The organism is Stenotrophomonas sp. 89682_Sma, assembly GCF_056481405.1.
Genome location: NZ_CM151147.1, coordinates 287585 through 302460, shown reverse-complemented (window position 1 = coordinate 302460; position 14876 = coordinate 287585). Strand labels below are relative to the sequence as shown.

General features: G+C 67.6%; 12 protein-coding genes and 1 riboswitch. Of the genes, 6 read left to right on the top strand and 6 right to left on the bottom strand.

The window, feature by feature from the left end; all coding sequences use genetic code 11:
* Nucleotides 1-9 precede the first annotated feature (9 nt).
* The 4 genes from ACZK29_RS01315 to ACZK29_RS01300 are packed head-to-tail and all read right to left on the bottom strand — an operon-like array spanning nucleotide 10 to nucleotide 4662.
* A complete protein-coding gene (locus tag ACZK29_RS01315) occupies nucleotides 10-1185 on the bottom strand; it encodes an enoyl-CoA hydratase/isomerase family protein (RefSeq protein WP_164146550.1) in 1176 nt (391 codons plus the stop codon).
* Complete coding sequence (locus ACZK29_RS01310) at nucleotides 1182-1979, bottom strand: enoyl-CoA hydratase (protein ID WP_478446551.1); 798 nt, start codon at nucleotides 1977-1979, stop codon at nucleotides 1182-1184. Before ACZK29_RS01310 ends, ACZK29_RS01315 begins: the two co-directional genes overlap by 4 nt.
* The gene (locus tag ACZK29_RS01305; protein WP_478447061.1) at nucleotides 1976-3130 is read right to left on the bottom strand and encodes an acyl-CoA dehydrogenase family protein; all 1155 of its coding nucleotides are present in this window, start codon (nucleotides 3128-3130) and stop codon (nucleotides 1976-1978) included. The genes ACZK29_RS01310 and ACZK29_RS01305 overlap by 4 nt, the downstream gene beginning before the upstream one ends.
* Nucleotides 3131-3156: 26 nt before the next feature.
* Entirely contained in the window at nucleotides 3157-4662 is a 1506-nt protein-coding gene (locus ACZK29_RS01300; RefSeq protein WP_106549917.1) for a CoA-acylating methylmalonate-semialdehyde dehydrogenase, read from the bottom strand.
* A 114-nt stretch (nucleotides 4663-4776) separates the two neighbouring features.
* Here ACZK29_RS01300 and ACZK29_RS01295 point away from each other — a divergent pair, with 114 nt between their 5' ends.
* Nucleotides 4777-6144, top strand: coding sequence for a helix-turn-helix domain-containing protein (locus ACZK29_RS01295; RefSeq protein WP_164146548.1), 1368 nt, complete (start codon nucleotides 4777-4779; stop codon nucleotides 6142-6144).
* A gap of 306 nt (nucleotides 6145-6450) precedes the next feature.
* Here ACZK29_RS01295 and ACZK29_RS01290 read toward each other — a convergent pair whose 3' ends face one another.
* Nucleotides 6451-8343 carry a patatin-like phospholipase family protein gene (locus tag ACZK29_RS01290; protein ID WP_111204975.1) on the bottom strand — a complete coding sequence of 631 codons (1893 nt, stop codon included), beginning with the start codon at nucleotides 8341-8343 and terminating at the stop codon, nucleotides 6451-6453.
* A 194-nt stretch (nucleotides 8344-8537) separates the two neighbouring features.
* Between ACZK29_RS01290 and ACZK29_RS01285 the strand changes: the two genes are divergently transcribed.
* The 4 genes from ACZK29_RS01285 (at nucleotide 8538) to pncA (ending at nucleotide 12906) form a co-directional block, all read left to right on the top strand.
* Entirely contained in the window at nucleotides 8538-9587 is a 1050-nt protein-coding gene (locus ACZK29_RS01285; RefSeq protein ID WP_478446550.1) for a bifunctional nicotinamide-nucleotide adenylyltransferase/Nudix hydroxylase, read from the top strand.
* Nucleotides 9588-9651: 64 nt separating this feature from the next.
* Nucleotides 9652-11061, top strand: a complete 1410-nt coding sequence (locus ACZK29_RS01280) for a nicotinate phosphoribosyltransferase (protein ID WP_478446549.1) — start codon at nucleotides 9652-9654, stop codon at nucleotides 11059-11061.
* Between the two features lie 83 nt (nucleotides 11062-11144).
* Nucleotides 11145-11374: riboswitch (cobalamin riboswitch) on the top strand.
* 162 nt (nucleotides 11375-11536) lie between these two features.
* Nucleotides 11537-12223 (top strand): epoxyqueuosine reductase QueH, encoded by a 687-nt coding sequence (locus tag ACZK29_RS01275; protein ID WP_462982875.1) that lies wholly within the window; start codon nucleotides 11537-11539, stop codon nucleotides 12221-12223.
* Between the two features lie 56 nt (nucleotides 12224-12279).
* Nucleotides 12280-12906: a bifunctional nicotinamidase/pyrazinamidase gene (pncA, locus tag ACZK29_RS01270; protein WP_164146547.1), complete on the top strand. Its 627-nt coding sequence runs from the start codon at nucleotides 12280-12282 to the stop codon at nucleotides 12904-12906.
* Nucleotides 12907-12996: 90 nt separating this feature from the next.
* Here pncA and purU read toward each other — a convergent pair whose 3' ends face one another.
* Nucleotides 12997-13848 (bottom strand): formyltetrahydrofolate deformylase, encoded by an 852-nt coding sequence (purU, locus tag ACZK29_RS01265; protein ID WP_111204958.1) that lies wholly within the window; start codon nucleotides 13846-13848, stop codon nucleotides 12997-12999.
* A gap of 114 nt (nucleotides 13849-13962) precedes the next feature.
* Here purU and ACZK29_RS01260 point away from each other — a divergent pair, with 114 nt between their 5' ends.
* Nucleotides 13963-14874, top strand: coding sequence for a LysR family transcriptional regulator (locus ACZK29_RS01260; RefSeq protein ID WP_478446548.1), 912 nt, complete (start codon nucleotides 13963-13965; stop codon nucleotides 14872-14874).
* Nucleotides 14875-14876 lie beyond the last annotated feature (2 nt).

Below are 14876 nucleotides of genomic sequence, written 5' to 3'. Positions count from 1 at the left end.
CAATGCGGCTCATGCCAGGCTCCTTTCAACAAGGGGAGTGCCCAGGTCGGCCAGCGGATGCGCGGCATCGGCCCAGGGCGAAGCGAAGAAGGTGTCGGCCCACGCGCCGGTGGCCTCGGCCAGGGTGGCCGGGTTCCACTGCGGGTTGCGGTCCTTGTCGATCAGCAGTGCGCGGATGCCTTCGGCGAAATCGCCGTGGGCGGCGCAGTGCAGCGCGGTGATGTACTCCAGACGATAGACACTGGCCAGATCCTGGCCGGCGCTGCGGCGCTGCAGCTCGAACGCCAGGCGTGCCGAGCCGGGCGCGCCGGCGGCGAGGGTCTTCTGTGCCGCCTGCAGCCAGGCATCGTCGGTCTGCAGGCCGCTGATGCGATCGATGATGGCGGCAAGGTCATCGCCCTCGCACAGCGCGTCGACCTGCGCGGCATTGGCCAGCAGCGGGCCGGTGGCGGCATCGCTGGCGTGCGACTGCAGCAGATGGCTGAGGCGTTCGTGGTTGTGCGCGGCATCGCCCGACCAGGCCACCTGCAGCAGCGCATCGAACACTGCACTGCGGCGCTCTTCCGCCACATGCACATCGGCCAAGCCGGCATAGATGGCATCACCCGGATTGAGCAGCGCACCGGTCAGGGCCAGGAACAGGCCGCCCTTGCCCGGCACCCGCGACAGCAGCCAGCTGCCACCGACATCGGGGAACAGGCCGACGGTGATTTCCGGGAAGGCCAGCTTGGAACGTTCGCTGACCACGCGGTGGCTGGCGCCGGACATCAGGCCGATGCCACCGCCCATCACGATGCCGTGGCCCCAGCACAGGATCGGCTTGGCGTAGGTGTGGATGAGGTAATCGACGCGGTATTCAACGTCGAAGAACTCGGCGGCGTAGCCGTTCTCGCGGATATCGCTGCGGCCGCCCTCGCGGAAGGCGACCATGCTCTTGTACAGGCTGTGCAGGTCGCCGCCGGCGCAGAACGCCTTCTCGCCGGCGCCCTGCAGCACCACCAGGGCGATGCCATCGTCGTCGGCCCAGGCATTCAGCTGCTTCAGCAGCAGGTGCGCCATCGGCAGCGAGAAACCATTGAGCGTGCGCGGCGCGTTGAGCGTAGCGATGCCGATGCGCATGCCGTTGCCGGCCACGCGCTCCTCGAACAGCACCGGTGCGTCGTCGGCAGCGGTGTCGGTGCTCATGCGTTCTTCCACTGCGCGGCGCGCTTTTCCAGGAAGGCGGTCACGCCCTCGACCTGGTCAGCGGTGTCGAACAGGTCGACGAAGGCCTCGCGCTCGGCCACCAGCGCCGAGGCGTGGGTGCCGGTGCGGGTGGACTGCACCAGGGTCTTGCAGGCGGCGATGCTCGTCGGGCTCTGCTTGCCGGCCTTCTTCGCCCATTCCAGCGCCAACGCCTTGGCTTCGCCCTTGCCGACTTTTTCCTCGGCCAGGCCGATGCGCAGCGCGGTCTCGGCATTGATGCGCTCACCCAGCAGGATCATGCGCTTGGCCCAGCCCTCGCCGACCAGGCGCGGCAGGTTCTGGGTGCCGCCGGCGCACGGCAGCAGGCCGACGGTGGCCTCCGGCAGCGCGACCTGGGCATGGTCTTCGATGATGCGCAGGTCGCAGGCCAGCGCACATTCCAGGCCACCGCCCATGGCGTAGCCGTTGATCGCGGCGATCGACACGCCACGGAACCCGGACAGCGCTTCGAAGGCTTCGCCGAAGCGGCGCGCGGCCTCGCGTGCGGCGGCCTTGTCGCCTGAAGCGAACTGGTTGAGGTCGGCACCGGCGGAGAAGAACTTCTCGCCGTCACCGGTGATCACCAGTGCGTAGACGTCACGGTCTGCGTTGAGCGCGCCGACCAGGTCGCGCAGCGCCGACAGGCTGTGCACGGTCCAGGTGTGCGCCGGCGGGTTGTTCAGGGTGACCACGGCGGTGTGGCCATCCACCTCGACCTTCAGGCCCACGTGCTCCTGGGTACGCCAATCCTTCATCGCAGTTCCTCTTCGGTGTTGAGCAGGTGACGGGCAACGATCACCCGCATGATCTCGTTGGTGCCTTCCAGGATCTGGTGCACGCGGCAGTCACGCAGCAGGCGCTCGATCGGGTATTCGCGGATGTAGCCGTAGCCACCGTGGATCTGCAGTGCTTCATTGCAGACGTTGAAACCCGCATCGGTGGCAAAACGCTTGGCCATCGCGCACCAGACATTGGCATCGCTGGCACCGGCATCGAGCTTGCGCGCGGCGGTGTGCACCATCTGCCGCGCGGCGACCAGTTCGATGGCCATGTCGGCCAGCTTGAACTGCAGCGCCTGGAATTCGGCCAGCGCCTTGCCGAACTGGCGGCGCTCGCCCATGTAGCGGCGCGCGGCATCCAGTGCGCCCTGCGCGGCTCCCAGCGAACAGGCGGCGATGTTGATGCGGCCGCCGTCCAACCCCTTCATCGCCAGCTTGAAGCCGCCGCCTTCCTCTCCCAGAAGGTGGCTGACCGGCACGCGGACGTTTTCGAAGGTGATGCCACGGGTGGGCTGGCTGTTCCAGCCCATCTTCTCTTCCTTGCGTCCGAAGCTGATGCCCGGCAGGTCCGACGGCACTGCAATGGCACTGACACCACCTGCACCGGCACCGCCGGTACGTGCCATCACCACCAACAGTTCGGTGGCACCGGCGCCGGAGATGAAGGCCTTGGAGCCGTTCAGCACATAGAAGTCGCCATCGCGCACGGCGGTGGTCTTCAGCGACGCCGCGTCGGAACCGGCACCCGGTTCGGTCAGGCAGTACGAGGCCAGCTTGAGGCCGGCGGCCAGGTCCTGGCCCCACGCATCGCGCAGGGCCGGCTGGCCCCACTTGGACACCATCCACGAGGCCATGTTGTGGATGCTGATGTAAGCCGCGGTCGACGGATCGACGTTGGCGAGCTCCTCGATGACGACGGCGGCGTCCAGTCGGCTCAGGCCGCTGCCGCCCACTTCCGGGTCCATGTACAGACCGCAGAAGCCCAGTTCACCGGCCTTGGCAATCGCCTCGCGCGGAAAGATGCCCTCCGCATCCCATCGCGCGGCGTGCGGCGCCAGTTCGGCCTGTGCGAAGTCGCGCGCCGCCTCGCGGTACGCCTGCTGCGCTTCTTCCAGTTCCGTCGTCATCGAGTGGCTCATGGCTGCTCCTGCCGTTACTTCAGGCTGATCGTGGTGTTGACGCCGTGGCTCAGCGTTTCGTCATCGAACCAGCGCGCGGTGACCGTCTTGGTCTGGGTGTAGAACAGCACCACCTGCTTGCCGTACGGGCCCAGGTCGCCCAGCTTGGAGGCGCGCGAACCGGTGAACGAGAACAGCGGCACCGGCACCGGAATCGGCACGTTGATGCCGACCTGGCCGACGTCGATGTCTTCCTGGAACTTGCGGGCGGCCGCGCCGGACTGGGTGAACAGTGCGGTGCCGTTGCCATTCGGGTTGCTGTTGACCATCGCGATGGCGTCTTCCAGCGTTTCCGCTTCGAGGATGACCAGCACCGGCCCGAAGATTTCTTCCTGGTAGATGCGCATGTCGGTGGTGACACCGGCAAAGATGGTCGGGCCGACGAAGTTGCCCTTCTCGAAGCCATCGACCTGCGGCTTGCGGCCGTCGAGCACCAGCTGCGCGCCCTGCTCCACGCCCGAGGCGATCAGGCCTTCCACGCGCTCGCGGGCGCTGCAGGAAATGACCGGACCCACGTCGGTACCGGACACGGTGCCGCCGCTGACCTTCAGGGTCTTGGCCTTGCTGACCAGGTCCTGCACCCAGTTGCGTGCTTCACCGACCAGCACCAGGGTGGAGGCGGCCATGCAGCGCTGGCCGGCCGCACCGAAGGCGGCGCCGACCATCGCGTTGAGGGTCTGTTCCTTGTTGGCGTCCGGCAGCACCACGGCGTGGTTCTTGGCGCCCATCATGCACTGCACGCGCTTGCCGGCCAGCGAGGCGCGGTTGTAGACATGGGTGCCGACGCGGGTGGAACCGACGAACGACACGGCCTTGATGTCCGGGTGGTCGCAGATCGCGTTGACCACTTCTTCGCCGCCATGCACCACGTTCAGCACGCCCTTCGGAATGCCGGCTTCCAGCGCCAGTTCAACCAGGCGCATGGTGACCATCGGGTCCTGCTCGGACGGCTTGAGGATGAAGGTGTTGCCGGTGGCGATCGCCATCGGGAACATCCACAGCGGGATCATCGCCGGGAAGTTGAACGGGGTGATGCCGGCGCACACGCCCAGCGGCTGCATGATCGTGTAGGTATCCACGCCATTGGCCACGTTGTTGGCCAGCTCGCCCAGCTGCAGGTTGCCGATCGCAGCCGCATGCTCGACCACTTCCAGGCCGCGGAACACATCGCCTTCGGCGTCCGGCAGGGTCTTGCCCTGCTCGGCGGTGAGGATGTGGGCCAGCTCGCTCATGTTCTCGCGGATCAGCTGCTGGTACTTCAGGAAGATGCGCGCGCGGGTGCCGATCGGGGTCTTGCGCCAGGTCTTGAAGGCTTCCTTGGCGGCGGCGACGGCGGCGTCCACTTCACCGGTGGTGGCGAACGGCACCTTGGCCAGCACGTCCTGGGTGGCCGGATTGATCACGTCCTGCCAGTGGGAGGTGGCCGATTCGATGAACTGGCCATCGATCAGCATGCGGATACGGGGCGCTGCAACAGTCATGACGACAATCCCACGGGCTCGAAAGGTGCTTGGCATTATTCACAGCACCCACCTCGATTTCCGGGCTGAATCCGCTTAATCTGGCCAACACGCCAGACGATTCATGTTAATTCTGTGAATTATTCAGCCACCCAGCGACAACTTGGCCTGCGCCTGCTGCGGCTGCGCGAGCAGCGCGGCTACAGCCAGGCCGACCTGGCACGAGCGCTGGGGTTGTCGGCCAGCTACCTGAACCAGATCGAGCGCAACAAGCGCCCGCTGACGCCGGCGGTGCAGAAAAAGCTGGGCGAGGTGCTGGGCGACGTTTCCTCGTTGTTCGACGAAGATGAGCCCGCCGCACTGCAGGAGGCGCTGGGCGAGACCCTGCGCGACCTGGGCCTGGCGGAAGTGAGCGCGACCGAACTGCGCGCACTGGCCGGCAACCTGCCGCAGGTCAGCCGCGCCCTGCTGGACCTGCACCGCCGCCACCTGGCCCTGCGCGAACATGCCGCCGCCCTGGAGTTCCAGCTGGGCGAGCCGGATGCCGGCAGCACCCTGCCCGCCGGTGACCAGGTGCGCGAGTTCTTCAACCGCATGCACAACCACATCCCCGAGCTGGACGAACTGGCCGAGCGCCTGTTCGCCGAGTGGGGGCTGTCGCCCGGGCATGTGGCGCCGCGCCTGCGCCAGCTGCTGGCCGACCGCCACGGCGTGCTGGTGGAAGTGGCCGCACTGCAGGCCGGGCGCGAGAAGCGCCAGTTCGATGCCGGCGCACGACGGCTGTGGCTGCCGGACTACCTGGAGCCAGGCCAGCAGGCGTTCCAGATGGCCGCCGAGCTGGCCCTGCACGGCTACCTGCCGCAGATCGATGCGGTGGTGGCACGTGCTGGATTCACCGATGACGCGCGCATCGCGCAGGCGCGTATCGGTCTGTCCAACTACTTCGCCGGTGCGCTGGTGATGCCGTACATGCGCTTCCTGCGCGCCGCCGAGGCCTGCAACTACGACATCGAACTGCTGGCGCACCAGTTCGGTGTCGGCTTCGAAGCGGTCTGCCACCGGCTGAGCACGCTGGCGCGGCGCAGCGCGCCCGGGCTGCCGTTCTTCTTCATCCGCGTGGACCGCGCCGGCAATGTGTCCAAGCGCCATTCGGCCACCGATTTCCATTTCTCGCAGGTGGGCGGTTCGTGCCCGCTGTGGATCGTCTACGAGGCCTTCAACCAGCCCGGGCGCATCCTCACCCAGACTGCGCGCATGCCCGATGGCCGCCGACATTTCTGGCTGGCACGGCAGGTCAGCAGCGGGCCGGTCGGGCATGGGCAGCCACGCAAGACGTTTGCGGTGGCACTGGGCTGCGATCTTCAGCATGCCGAACGGCTGGTGTACTCGCTGGGGCTGGACGTGCAGAGCCCGGGCAATTCGGTGTCGATCGGGCCGGGTTGCCGGGTATGCCCGCGCGAGGACTGCATGCAGCGCGCGTTCGCGCAGTTGCCGGGGCGGTAGGGGGTTTTGCAGGGCTGCGCCCTGCACCTGCTTCAATCCAAGGCAACAGCAAAAGCAACAGCGGGCTTTCCGTGGGATGGCGGGGCGGTGTCGGATTGCGGGGACGCCGTGAGCCCGTCCCTGGGGGCTTGGCCGCGGCATCCATGCCGCGGACACCCCGCAATCCGGCACCACCCCACCTTCGACAGTTTCCTGCTGCTGGAACCTGATGCTGATGCTGATGCTGATGGTGGGTGCCGACCGTTGGTCGGCACGCTCTCGCCCTGCGCGAAATGCATCCACGCATGGCGTGGATCTACTGCCGGCTCAGTAGATCGGCGTCACCTTCATCTGCGGCAACGGGCGCGGTGCACCGTCGGTGAGGTCGGGGCCGAGGTCCTCCCAGGTGCGGCCCTGCTCGACCATCAACCCCCACAGCTGCTGCGAGGCCAGCCGCTTGTCTTCCGAACCCAGCTTGTATGACGGTGGCGTCGGCTGGCCAGTGGCAACCATCGCGTACGCCGCGCGGTAGGCCAGCACCTGCTGCGCCGGGTCATCGGTGCGCGCCACTTCCAGCGTGTAGCGCTGGTAGGCCGAGGCCAGGTTGCGCCAGCGGATCCAGTAGTGGTTCTCGAACGAGAACGAACAGAAGCGCGCGCCGGCGAGGCTGCCCTTGTCGGCGATGCGGGTCAGCACCTCCTGCGGCATGTCCAGGTTCATGCCGCCCTCGTCGCCCTGCAGGCTGACGTGCACGATGCGGTCGCGGTAGCCCGGCGCGCGCGCCTGCAGCAGATCGCGCCAGTTCTGCATGGTCGCCACCACCGCGAACAGGAAGCGGCCCAGCTCGGCGGCCGCCAGCGGTGTGGCGATCGACTGGTAGGTGCGCTGCCAGCCGTGTCGGTTCTCGGTAGGCAGGAACACCGCGTGCTCCAGCGACTGGCGGCCACCGCTGCCGTGGTTCACCTCTTCGGCGTGCTGCGGGTAGACCAGATTGATGGCGAAGGTCGGCCAGCGCGGCAACGCGGCATCGAACAGATGGATCGGGAAATTGCTGCTGATGCCACCATCGGAGAACCAGCAGATGCGGAACGCGGTGATCACCGGGCCGCAGGCCTGCCCGGCACTGGTCAGCCCTTCCATGCTGTCGGCCACGTTGTGCTCCTGGTCGGCCGCAGGCGCGGTCGGTTCGCAGCGACGCTCGCGACGAGAGGGCTCATGCAACGGCACCGCGCTGATCAGCAGCGGGAAGCTCAGGCTCATGCGCGTGGCCACCAGCACCGGCAGCTTCGGGCCCTGCGGCAGGTGGTAGTACCGGCGTCCTTCCACCTCCAACGGCGGTCCGGCCTGCGTCACCAGCCACTGCACCACGCTGGCGGGGAACAGCTGCTCGAACTCCTCGCGCAGGAACCAGAACTGCGCGCCGCCCAGCGGCAGCGTGCGCGGCTCGTTGTGCGACACGCAGGTGGTGATCATCTGCAGACTGATCGCATGCGGGCTGTCCGGTTCGCCGGCATAGCGCGGTGCGTCGTGCAGGTCGGCGAAGGTGAGCGGTGCATCCAGCGGCTTGCCGGACAATTGCTGCAGGCACGTATGCAGCCATTCAGTCAATGCCGGCTTGCGCGCATCGTGGCCGAGACCACTGCACAGGCCCAGCAGGTTGCGCCGGGCCACACGCGCAACGCGCAACGCGGCTCCGGCCACGCCTGCACCGTAGGCGCACAGCAGCGACGGCAGCAGCGTTGCGGCCACGCCGCTCCAGCCACCGCCCCACCAGCCCAGGCCGAGCAGCAGCGCCAGCGACACCAGCACTTCCAGCGGCGCGATCTCGAATACCGCCACCGCCAAGCACAGCAGCTTGTGCGGCAGGCCGGCATTGCCGGTCAGCACCACCAGCAGCCGATAGGCCGCGCGCGCGCCCCGCGCCGGTTGGAACAGGCTGTAGATGAACCCGCGCCGCGACAACTGCGCCGACACCGCCGACAGCCCGCCATAACCGGCATCACCGGGCAGGTGCTCGCCGGCCTGCATGCGGCGATCACCGCATGCCGCGGCAGCCGCTACCGCCGCAGCGATGGCGCCAGCGGAGGTGCCGCCGATGCTCTTGAACCGATACTCGCGTGCCAGCGCCAGTACCGCATTGGGGTACACGATGCCGCTGGTGATGCCGCCTTTCATGACCAGATCGCAGTACTTGTCCGCCACCGTCTTGCCCCCGAGCATGCCGTCCGCCGCGTGGATGCCAGTATGGCGCAGCGGCTTCTCAGGGCCTGAGAACACCACCGCAGTCCGGGCAGGAATCTGCGGCGTTCAGCAGATGGCAGGCCTGCAGGCTTGACCGGCCCCACCATCGGCGTAGCATCTGCAGCAAGCCAAGGGACAGACCCGCAGCTGCCACAACGACATGAGGGATTCTCATGGAATTCGACTATCTCGTCTTCATCGGGCGATTCGAGCCCTTCCACAACGGCCACGCCGCCGTTGCCCGCCTGGCCCTGAGCCGGGCCCGCAAGCTGATCTTCCTGGTCGGTTCTGCCGATACCCCCCGCAGCCTCCGCAATCCCTGGACCGTGGCCGAACGCGCCGTGATGATCCAGGCCGCCCTCGATGGCCACACCGACCGCCTGCTGATCCGCCCGTTGCGCGACCACCTGTACAACGAAGCGCAGTGGATTGCCAACGTGCAACGCCAGGTGGCCGAAGCCCTCCGCAACGATGGCGCCGCCACCGATGCCAAAGTCGGCCTGATCGGCATGGACAAGGATGCCTCCAGCTACTACTTGCGGGAGTTCCCGCAATGGCCGCTGGTGGACGTGCAGCACACCGCCACCCTGTCGGCCACCGAGCTGCGGCGCTACCTGTTCGAAGCCGGCGACGTCGACTTCCACGGCGCGCTGTTGATGCTGCGTGGCAATGTACCGGCGCCGGTGTACGACATGCTTGAAGCGTTCCGGAAGAGCGCGCCGGCGTATGGCCAGCTGGTGGCCGAGTACCGCTTCATCGAACAGTACAAGGCGGCCTGGAAGGATGCGCCCTACGCACCCACCTTCGTCACCACCGATGCGGTGGTGGTGCATTCGGGCCACGTGCTGCTGGTGCGACGCCGTTCGGAACCCGGCAAGGGCCTGTGGGCGCTGCCCGGCGGCTTCGTCGGCCAGGAACAGAGCCTGCTCGACAGCTGCCTGCGCGAACTGCGCGAGGAAACCCGGCTGAAGATTCCGCTGCCGGTGCTGAAGGGTTCGCTGAAGGGCCAGCAGGTCTTCGACCACCCCGACCGCAGCCAGCGCGGCCGCACCATCACCCACGGTTTCCACTTCGAATTCCCGGCCGGTGACCTGCCGCCGGTGCGCGGCGGCGACGACGCCGACAAGGCGCGCTGGATACCGGTGAGTGAAGCCCTGGACATGGGCCCGCAGCTGTTCGAAGACCACCTGCACATCCTGGAGTATTTCCTCGGCCGCGGCTGACAGGCCCGGCCTCCCCACTGGCGGATAGACCGCTGGTGTCACTCGACGCGAAGGAGCTTCCGTCATGCACTACCTCGATAATCTTCTCCTCAACACCGACAGCTACAAGGCCAGCCATTGGCTGCAGTACCCGCCGGGTACCGATGCCACGTTCTTCTACGTCGAATCACGTGGCGGCCTGCACGATCGCACGGTGTTCTTCGGCCTGCAGGCGATCCTCAAGGACGCGCTGGCACGACCGGTCACCCACGCCGACATCGACGACGCTGCTGCGGTATTCGCCGCGCACGGCGAACCGTTCAACGAGGCCGGCTGGCGCGATATCGTCGACCGGCTTGGCGGCCACCTGCCGGTGCGCATCCGCGCCGTTCCCGAGGGCAGCGTGGTGCCCACCCACCAGGCACTGATGACCATCGAGTCGACCGATCCGGCTGCGTTCTGGGTGCCGTCGTATCTGGAAACGCTGCTGCTGCGCGTGTGGTATCCGGTCACCGTGGCCACCATCAGCTGGCACGCACGGCAGACCATCGCCGCGTTCCTGCAGCAGACCAGCGACGACCCGCAGGGGCAGCTGCCGTTCAAGCTGCACGACTTCGGTGCGCGCGGTGTATCGAGCCTGGAATCGGCCGCGCTGGGCGGTGCCGCACATCTGGTCAACTTCCTCGGCACCGACACCGTGTCGGCGTTGTGCCTGGCCCGCGCGCACTATCACGCGCCGATGTCCGGCTATTCGATTCCCGCCGCCGAGCACAGCACCATCACCAGCTGGGGCCGCGAGCGCGAGGTGGACGCCTATCGCAACATGCTGCGCCAGTTCGGCAAGCCCGGTGCGATCGTGGCGGTGGTGTCGGACAGCTATGACATCTACCGCGCGATCAGCGAGCACTGGGGCACGACGCTGCGTGATGAAGTGATCGCCTCGGGCGCCACCCTGGTCATCCGCCCCGACTCGGGCGACCCGGTGGACGTGGTGGCCGAAAGCCTGCGCCGGTTGGATGAAGCCTTCGGCCACAGCCTCAACGGCAAGGGCTATCGCGTGCTCAACCACGTGCGGGTGATCCAGGGCGATGGCATCAATCCGGACACCATCCGCGCGATCCTGCAGCGCATCACCGACGACGGCTACGCCGCCGACAACGTGGCCTTCGGCATGGGCGGTGCGCTGCTGCAGCGGCTCGACCGCGATACGCAGAAGTTCGCACTGAAGTGCTCGGCGGCGCGGGTCGAGGGTGAGTGGATCGACGTCTACAAGGATCCGGTCACCGACGCCGGCAAGGCCAGCAAGCGCGGCCGCATGCGCCTGCTGCGCCATCTGGACGATGGCAGCCTGCATACGGTGCCACTGCCGGCCAACGGCGACGACACCCTGCCGGACGGCTTCGAGGACGCAATGGTGACCGTGTGGGAGAACGGCCGCCTGCTGCACGACCAGCGGCTGGACGACATCCGCACGCGGGCGGCCGTGGGGCATTGAAGGTGCATCCCGACCGGGGTCGGATCCCGTTGCAGCGCATCGGGCTCTGCCCCCTGCGCTCTTGACCGGCGCCACCAACAGGTCCACCTTGCACACGCCGAAGGTATCCCTCCCATCGCTGCGGCGCGGGGAGGGATTTAAACGGGAATCCGGTGAAGGCGCCTCGCGCGCCCATTCCGGAGCTGCCCCGCAGCGGTGAATGGAAACGAATCCTGCCAACAGCACTGGGCGCATGCCTGGGAAGCGGCAGGGAGTAGGTGGGCTGCGGCCCGTGTCCATCAGCCCGAATACCGGCCCCGGCCGGGGGACACGACCGTCCCCTGATTCGACCTGGACTCTCCGCGGGGAGGGTGCCGGGGCCGCCGTTGTCCTGCGCGTGCAGGCGGCGCGGCCGCGCGCGTCCTTTTCACGGTATCCGGCCCGCCCTGTTCCACCCACGCGCTGATGCATGGGCCACCGCCGTTGCCGGCGGTCCATGCGGTACCTGACGATGACCGAGCTCCAACGCCCCACCCTGACCCTGCCCGCCGACGGCAAGCGCCTGCTGCTGCATTCGTGCTGCGCGCCCTGTTCGGGCGAAGTGATGGAGGCGATCACCGCCTCCGGGATCGACTACGCGATCTTCTTCTACAACCCCAACATCCACCCCGTGAAGGAGTACGAGCTGCGCAAGCAGGAGAACATCCGCTTCGCCGAACAGCACGGCATTCCGTTCATCGACTGCGACTACGACACCGACAACTGGTTCAGCCGTGCGCGTGGCATGGAGAACGAACCCGAGCGCGGCATCCGCTGCACGATGTGCTTCGACATGCGTTTCGAGCGCACTGCGCTGTACGCGCATGAACACGGCTACGACACCATCAGCTCGTCGCTGGGCATCTCGCGCTGGAAGAACATGGCGCAGATCAATGACTGCGGCATCCGGGCCGCCTCGCGCTACGAGGGCCTGCAGTACTGGGACTACAACTGGCGCAAGGGCGGCGGTGCCAGCCGCATGATCGAGATCAGCAAGCGCGAGCAGTTCTACCAGCAGGAGTACTGCGGCTGCGTGTACTCGCTGCGCGATGCCAACCGCCATCGCCGCGAGAACGGCCGCGAGCGGATCAAGATCGGCCTGCTGTACTACGGGCAGGACGCTGAGGCGCCGCAGGGCGATTGACCTGTGCCGCCGGGGCGGCCACGCTGGTCGCCCCTTTTCGTTGTAGTGGACCTGCCATGACCGCCCTGCCCGCCGACGTCGCCCTGCTGGTGATCGACCTGCAGCCGGACTTCATGCCCGGTGGCGCGCTGGCCTGCGACCAGGGTGATGCGCTGGTGGCACCGATTGCTGGACTGCTGGCGCAGCGCCGCTACCGCACGGTAGTGGCCACCCAGGACTGGCACCCGGCCAATCACGCCTCGTTCGCCAGCCAGCACCCCGGCAAGCGTCCGTTCGAGACCATCCTGCTGCACGCGCAGCCACAGACCCTGTGGCCCGACCATTGCGTGCAGGGCAGCGATGGCGCCGCTCTGCACCCGGGCGTGGACTGGGCCGTGGCCGACCTGATCCTGCGCAAGGGCACGCGCCAACAGGTGGATTCGTACAGCGCCTTCCGCGAGAACCACGGCCCCGATGGCGAGCGCCCTGCCACCGGCCTGGCCGGTTGGCTGCACGAGCGCCGCATCCGCGAAGTGCACGTGTGCGGCCTGGCCCGCGACTACTGCGTGCTGTGGAGCGCGCAGGACGCGGTGAAATCCGGCTTCCGGGTGAAGTTCCTGTGGGAGCTGACCAAACCGGTGACCGAGGCCAATGACGCGATGGTGCGCGAGGCGCTGGGCAAGGCGGGGATCGCGATCGCCTGACGGGCGACCGCCGGGCATGGCCCGGCGCTACCGGATCGCGCCCTTGGGTAGCGCCGGGCCATGACCGGCGGATACGGATCAGATAGAGCGTTAGCGGAACACCACCGTGCGGTGCCCATTGAGCAGGATGCGGTGCTCCACATGGCGGCGAACCGCGCGTGCCAGCACCAGCGATTCGGTATCGCTGCCCAGCCGCACCAGTTCGCGCGGCGCCATCGCGTGGTCCACGCGGGCCACGTCCTGTTCGATGATCGGGCCTTCGTCCAGATCCTCGGTGACGTAGTGCGCGGTGGCGCCGATGATCTTGACCCCACGCGCGTGTGCCTGGTGGTACGGCTGCGCGCCCTTGAAGCTGGGCAGGAAGCTGTGGTGGATGTTGATCGCACGTCCGGCCAGCGTGCGGCACAGCGTGGGTGACAGGATCTGCATGTAGCGCGCCAGCACCACGAGATCGATGCGTTCGCGCTCGACCAGGTCGATGATCTGCTGCTCCTGCACCGCGCGCGTTTCCGCAGTCACCGGCAGGTGGTGGAACGGCACCTGGTAGGACGCCGCCAGCGGCGCGAAGTCGGCGTGGTTGGAGGCCACCGCGGCGATATCCACCTTCAGCTGGCCACTGTGGGCGCGGAACAGCAGATCGTTGAGGCAGTGGCCCTGCTTGCTGACCAGCACCAGCAGGCGCGCGCGGCGTCGGCCATCGTGCAGCTGCCAGTCCATGCCGAAGCCTTCGGCGAGGGTGGCCATGGCCGCGTGCACGGTCTCCAGCGGCAGGCCGGCATCGCGGTCGAAGTGCACGCGCAGGAAGAAGCGGCCGCTTTCCTCGTCACCGAACTGCTGGGCGTCGAGGATGTTGCAGCCATGGTCGAACAGCAGGCCGGACACGCGGTAGACGATGCCGGTACGGTCGGGACAGGACAGGGTAAGAATGGAATCGGGGCGCATTGCCCGAGTGTAGGGCAGCGCCCTGCCCGGCGGATCGATGGTCACCAATGCAACCGAACGGCTTGGTTCAGTCCCAAGCGATACTTGGGCATCCCCATGGCAAGCTGGTCGGTCATGAACCTGTTGCAACTGATCCGCAGCTTCACCCGCACCGCAGAGACCGGCAGCATTGCCGCCGCGGCCCGCATCCTTGGCATCAGCGCCACCGCAGTCGGCCAGAACATCAACCGGCTGGAGGCCCATCTGGGCGTACGGCTGCTGAACCGAAGCACGCGCCAGCTGGCCCTCAGCGAGGCCGGTGCGCTGTACCTGGCCCAGGTGCGCCACATCGAAGCCGACCTGGCGCGTGCGCAGGCCATGGTCACCGACGGCGACATCGAACCGGCCGGGCCACTGCGCATCGCCAGCAGCAGCGCGTTCGGTCGCCACGTGCTGGCACCGTTGCTGCCGCCACTGCAGCAGCGCTACCCGCAACTGCAGCTGGAGCTGCGCCTGACCGACCGCGCCGTGCAACATGGCCCGGAAGCTGTGGATGCCAGCATCCGCATCGGTGCGCAGCTGGAAGATGGCGTGGTCGCGCGGCAACTGGCACGCGTACCGTTCGTGTTCTGCGCCTCGCCGGCCTACCTGAAGGCGCACGGCACCCCGCAGCAGCCCTCCGACCTGGGCAGCCATCGTGGTCTGCTGCACCGCTTTCCCACCGATGGCCGACCACTGCGCTGGACGCTGCTGAAGGACGGCCAGCGCATGGACGCCGCGCTGCCACCGAGCATGGTCTGCGATGACATCGATGCGCTGGCGACGCTGGCGGCGGCCGGTGCCGGCATCACCCGGCTGGCCGCATTCGTGGCCGAACCCTACCTGCGCGATGGCCGCCTGCAGGCGGTGTTCGGCGCCGATACTGCGTGGCGTCCGGAGCCGATGGAGGTCTATTTCTGCGTCAGCGACCGCCGCGACTTCACCGCCAAGATCCGCGCGCTGTTCGAGCACCTGCAGGCCGGCATGGCGCCGGCCTGGCGGGTGTGAGC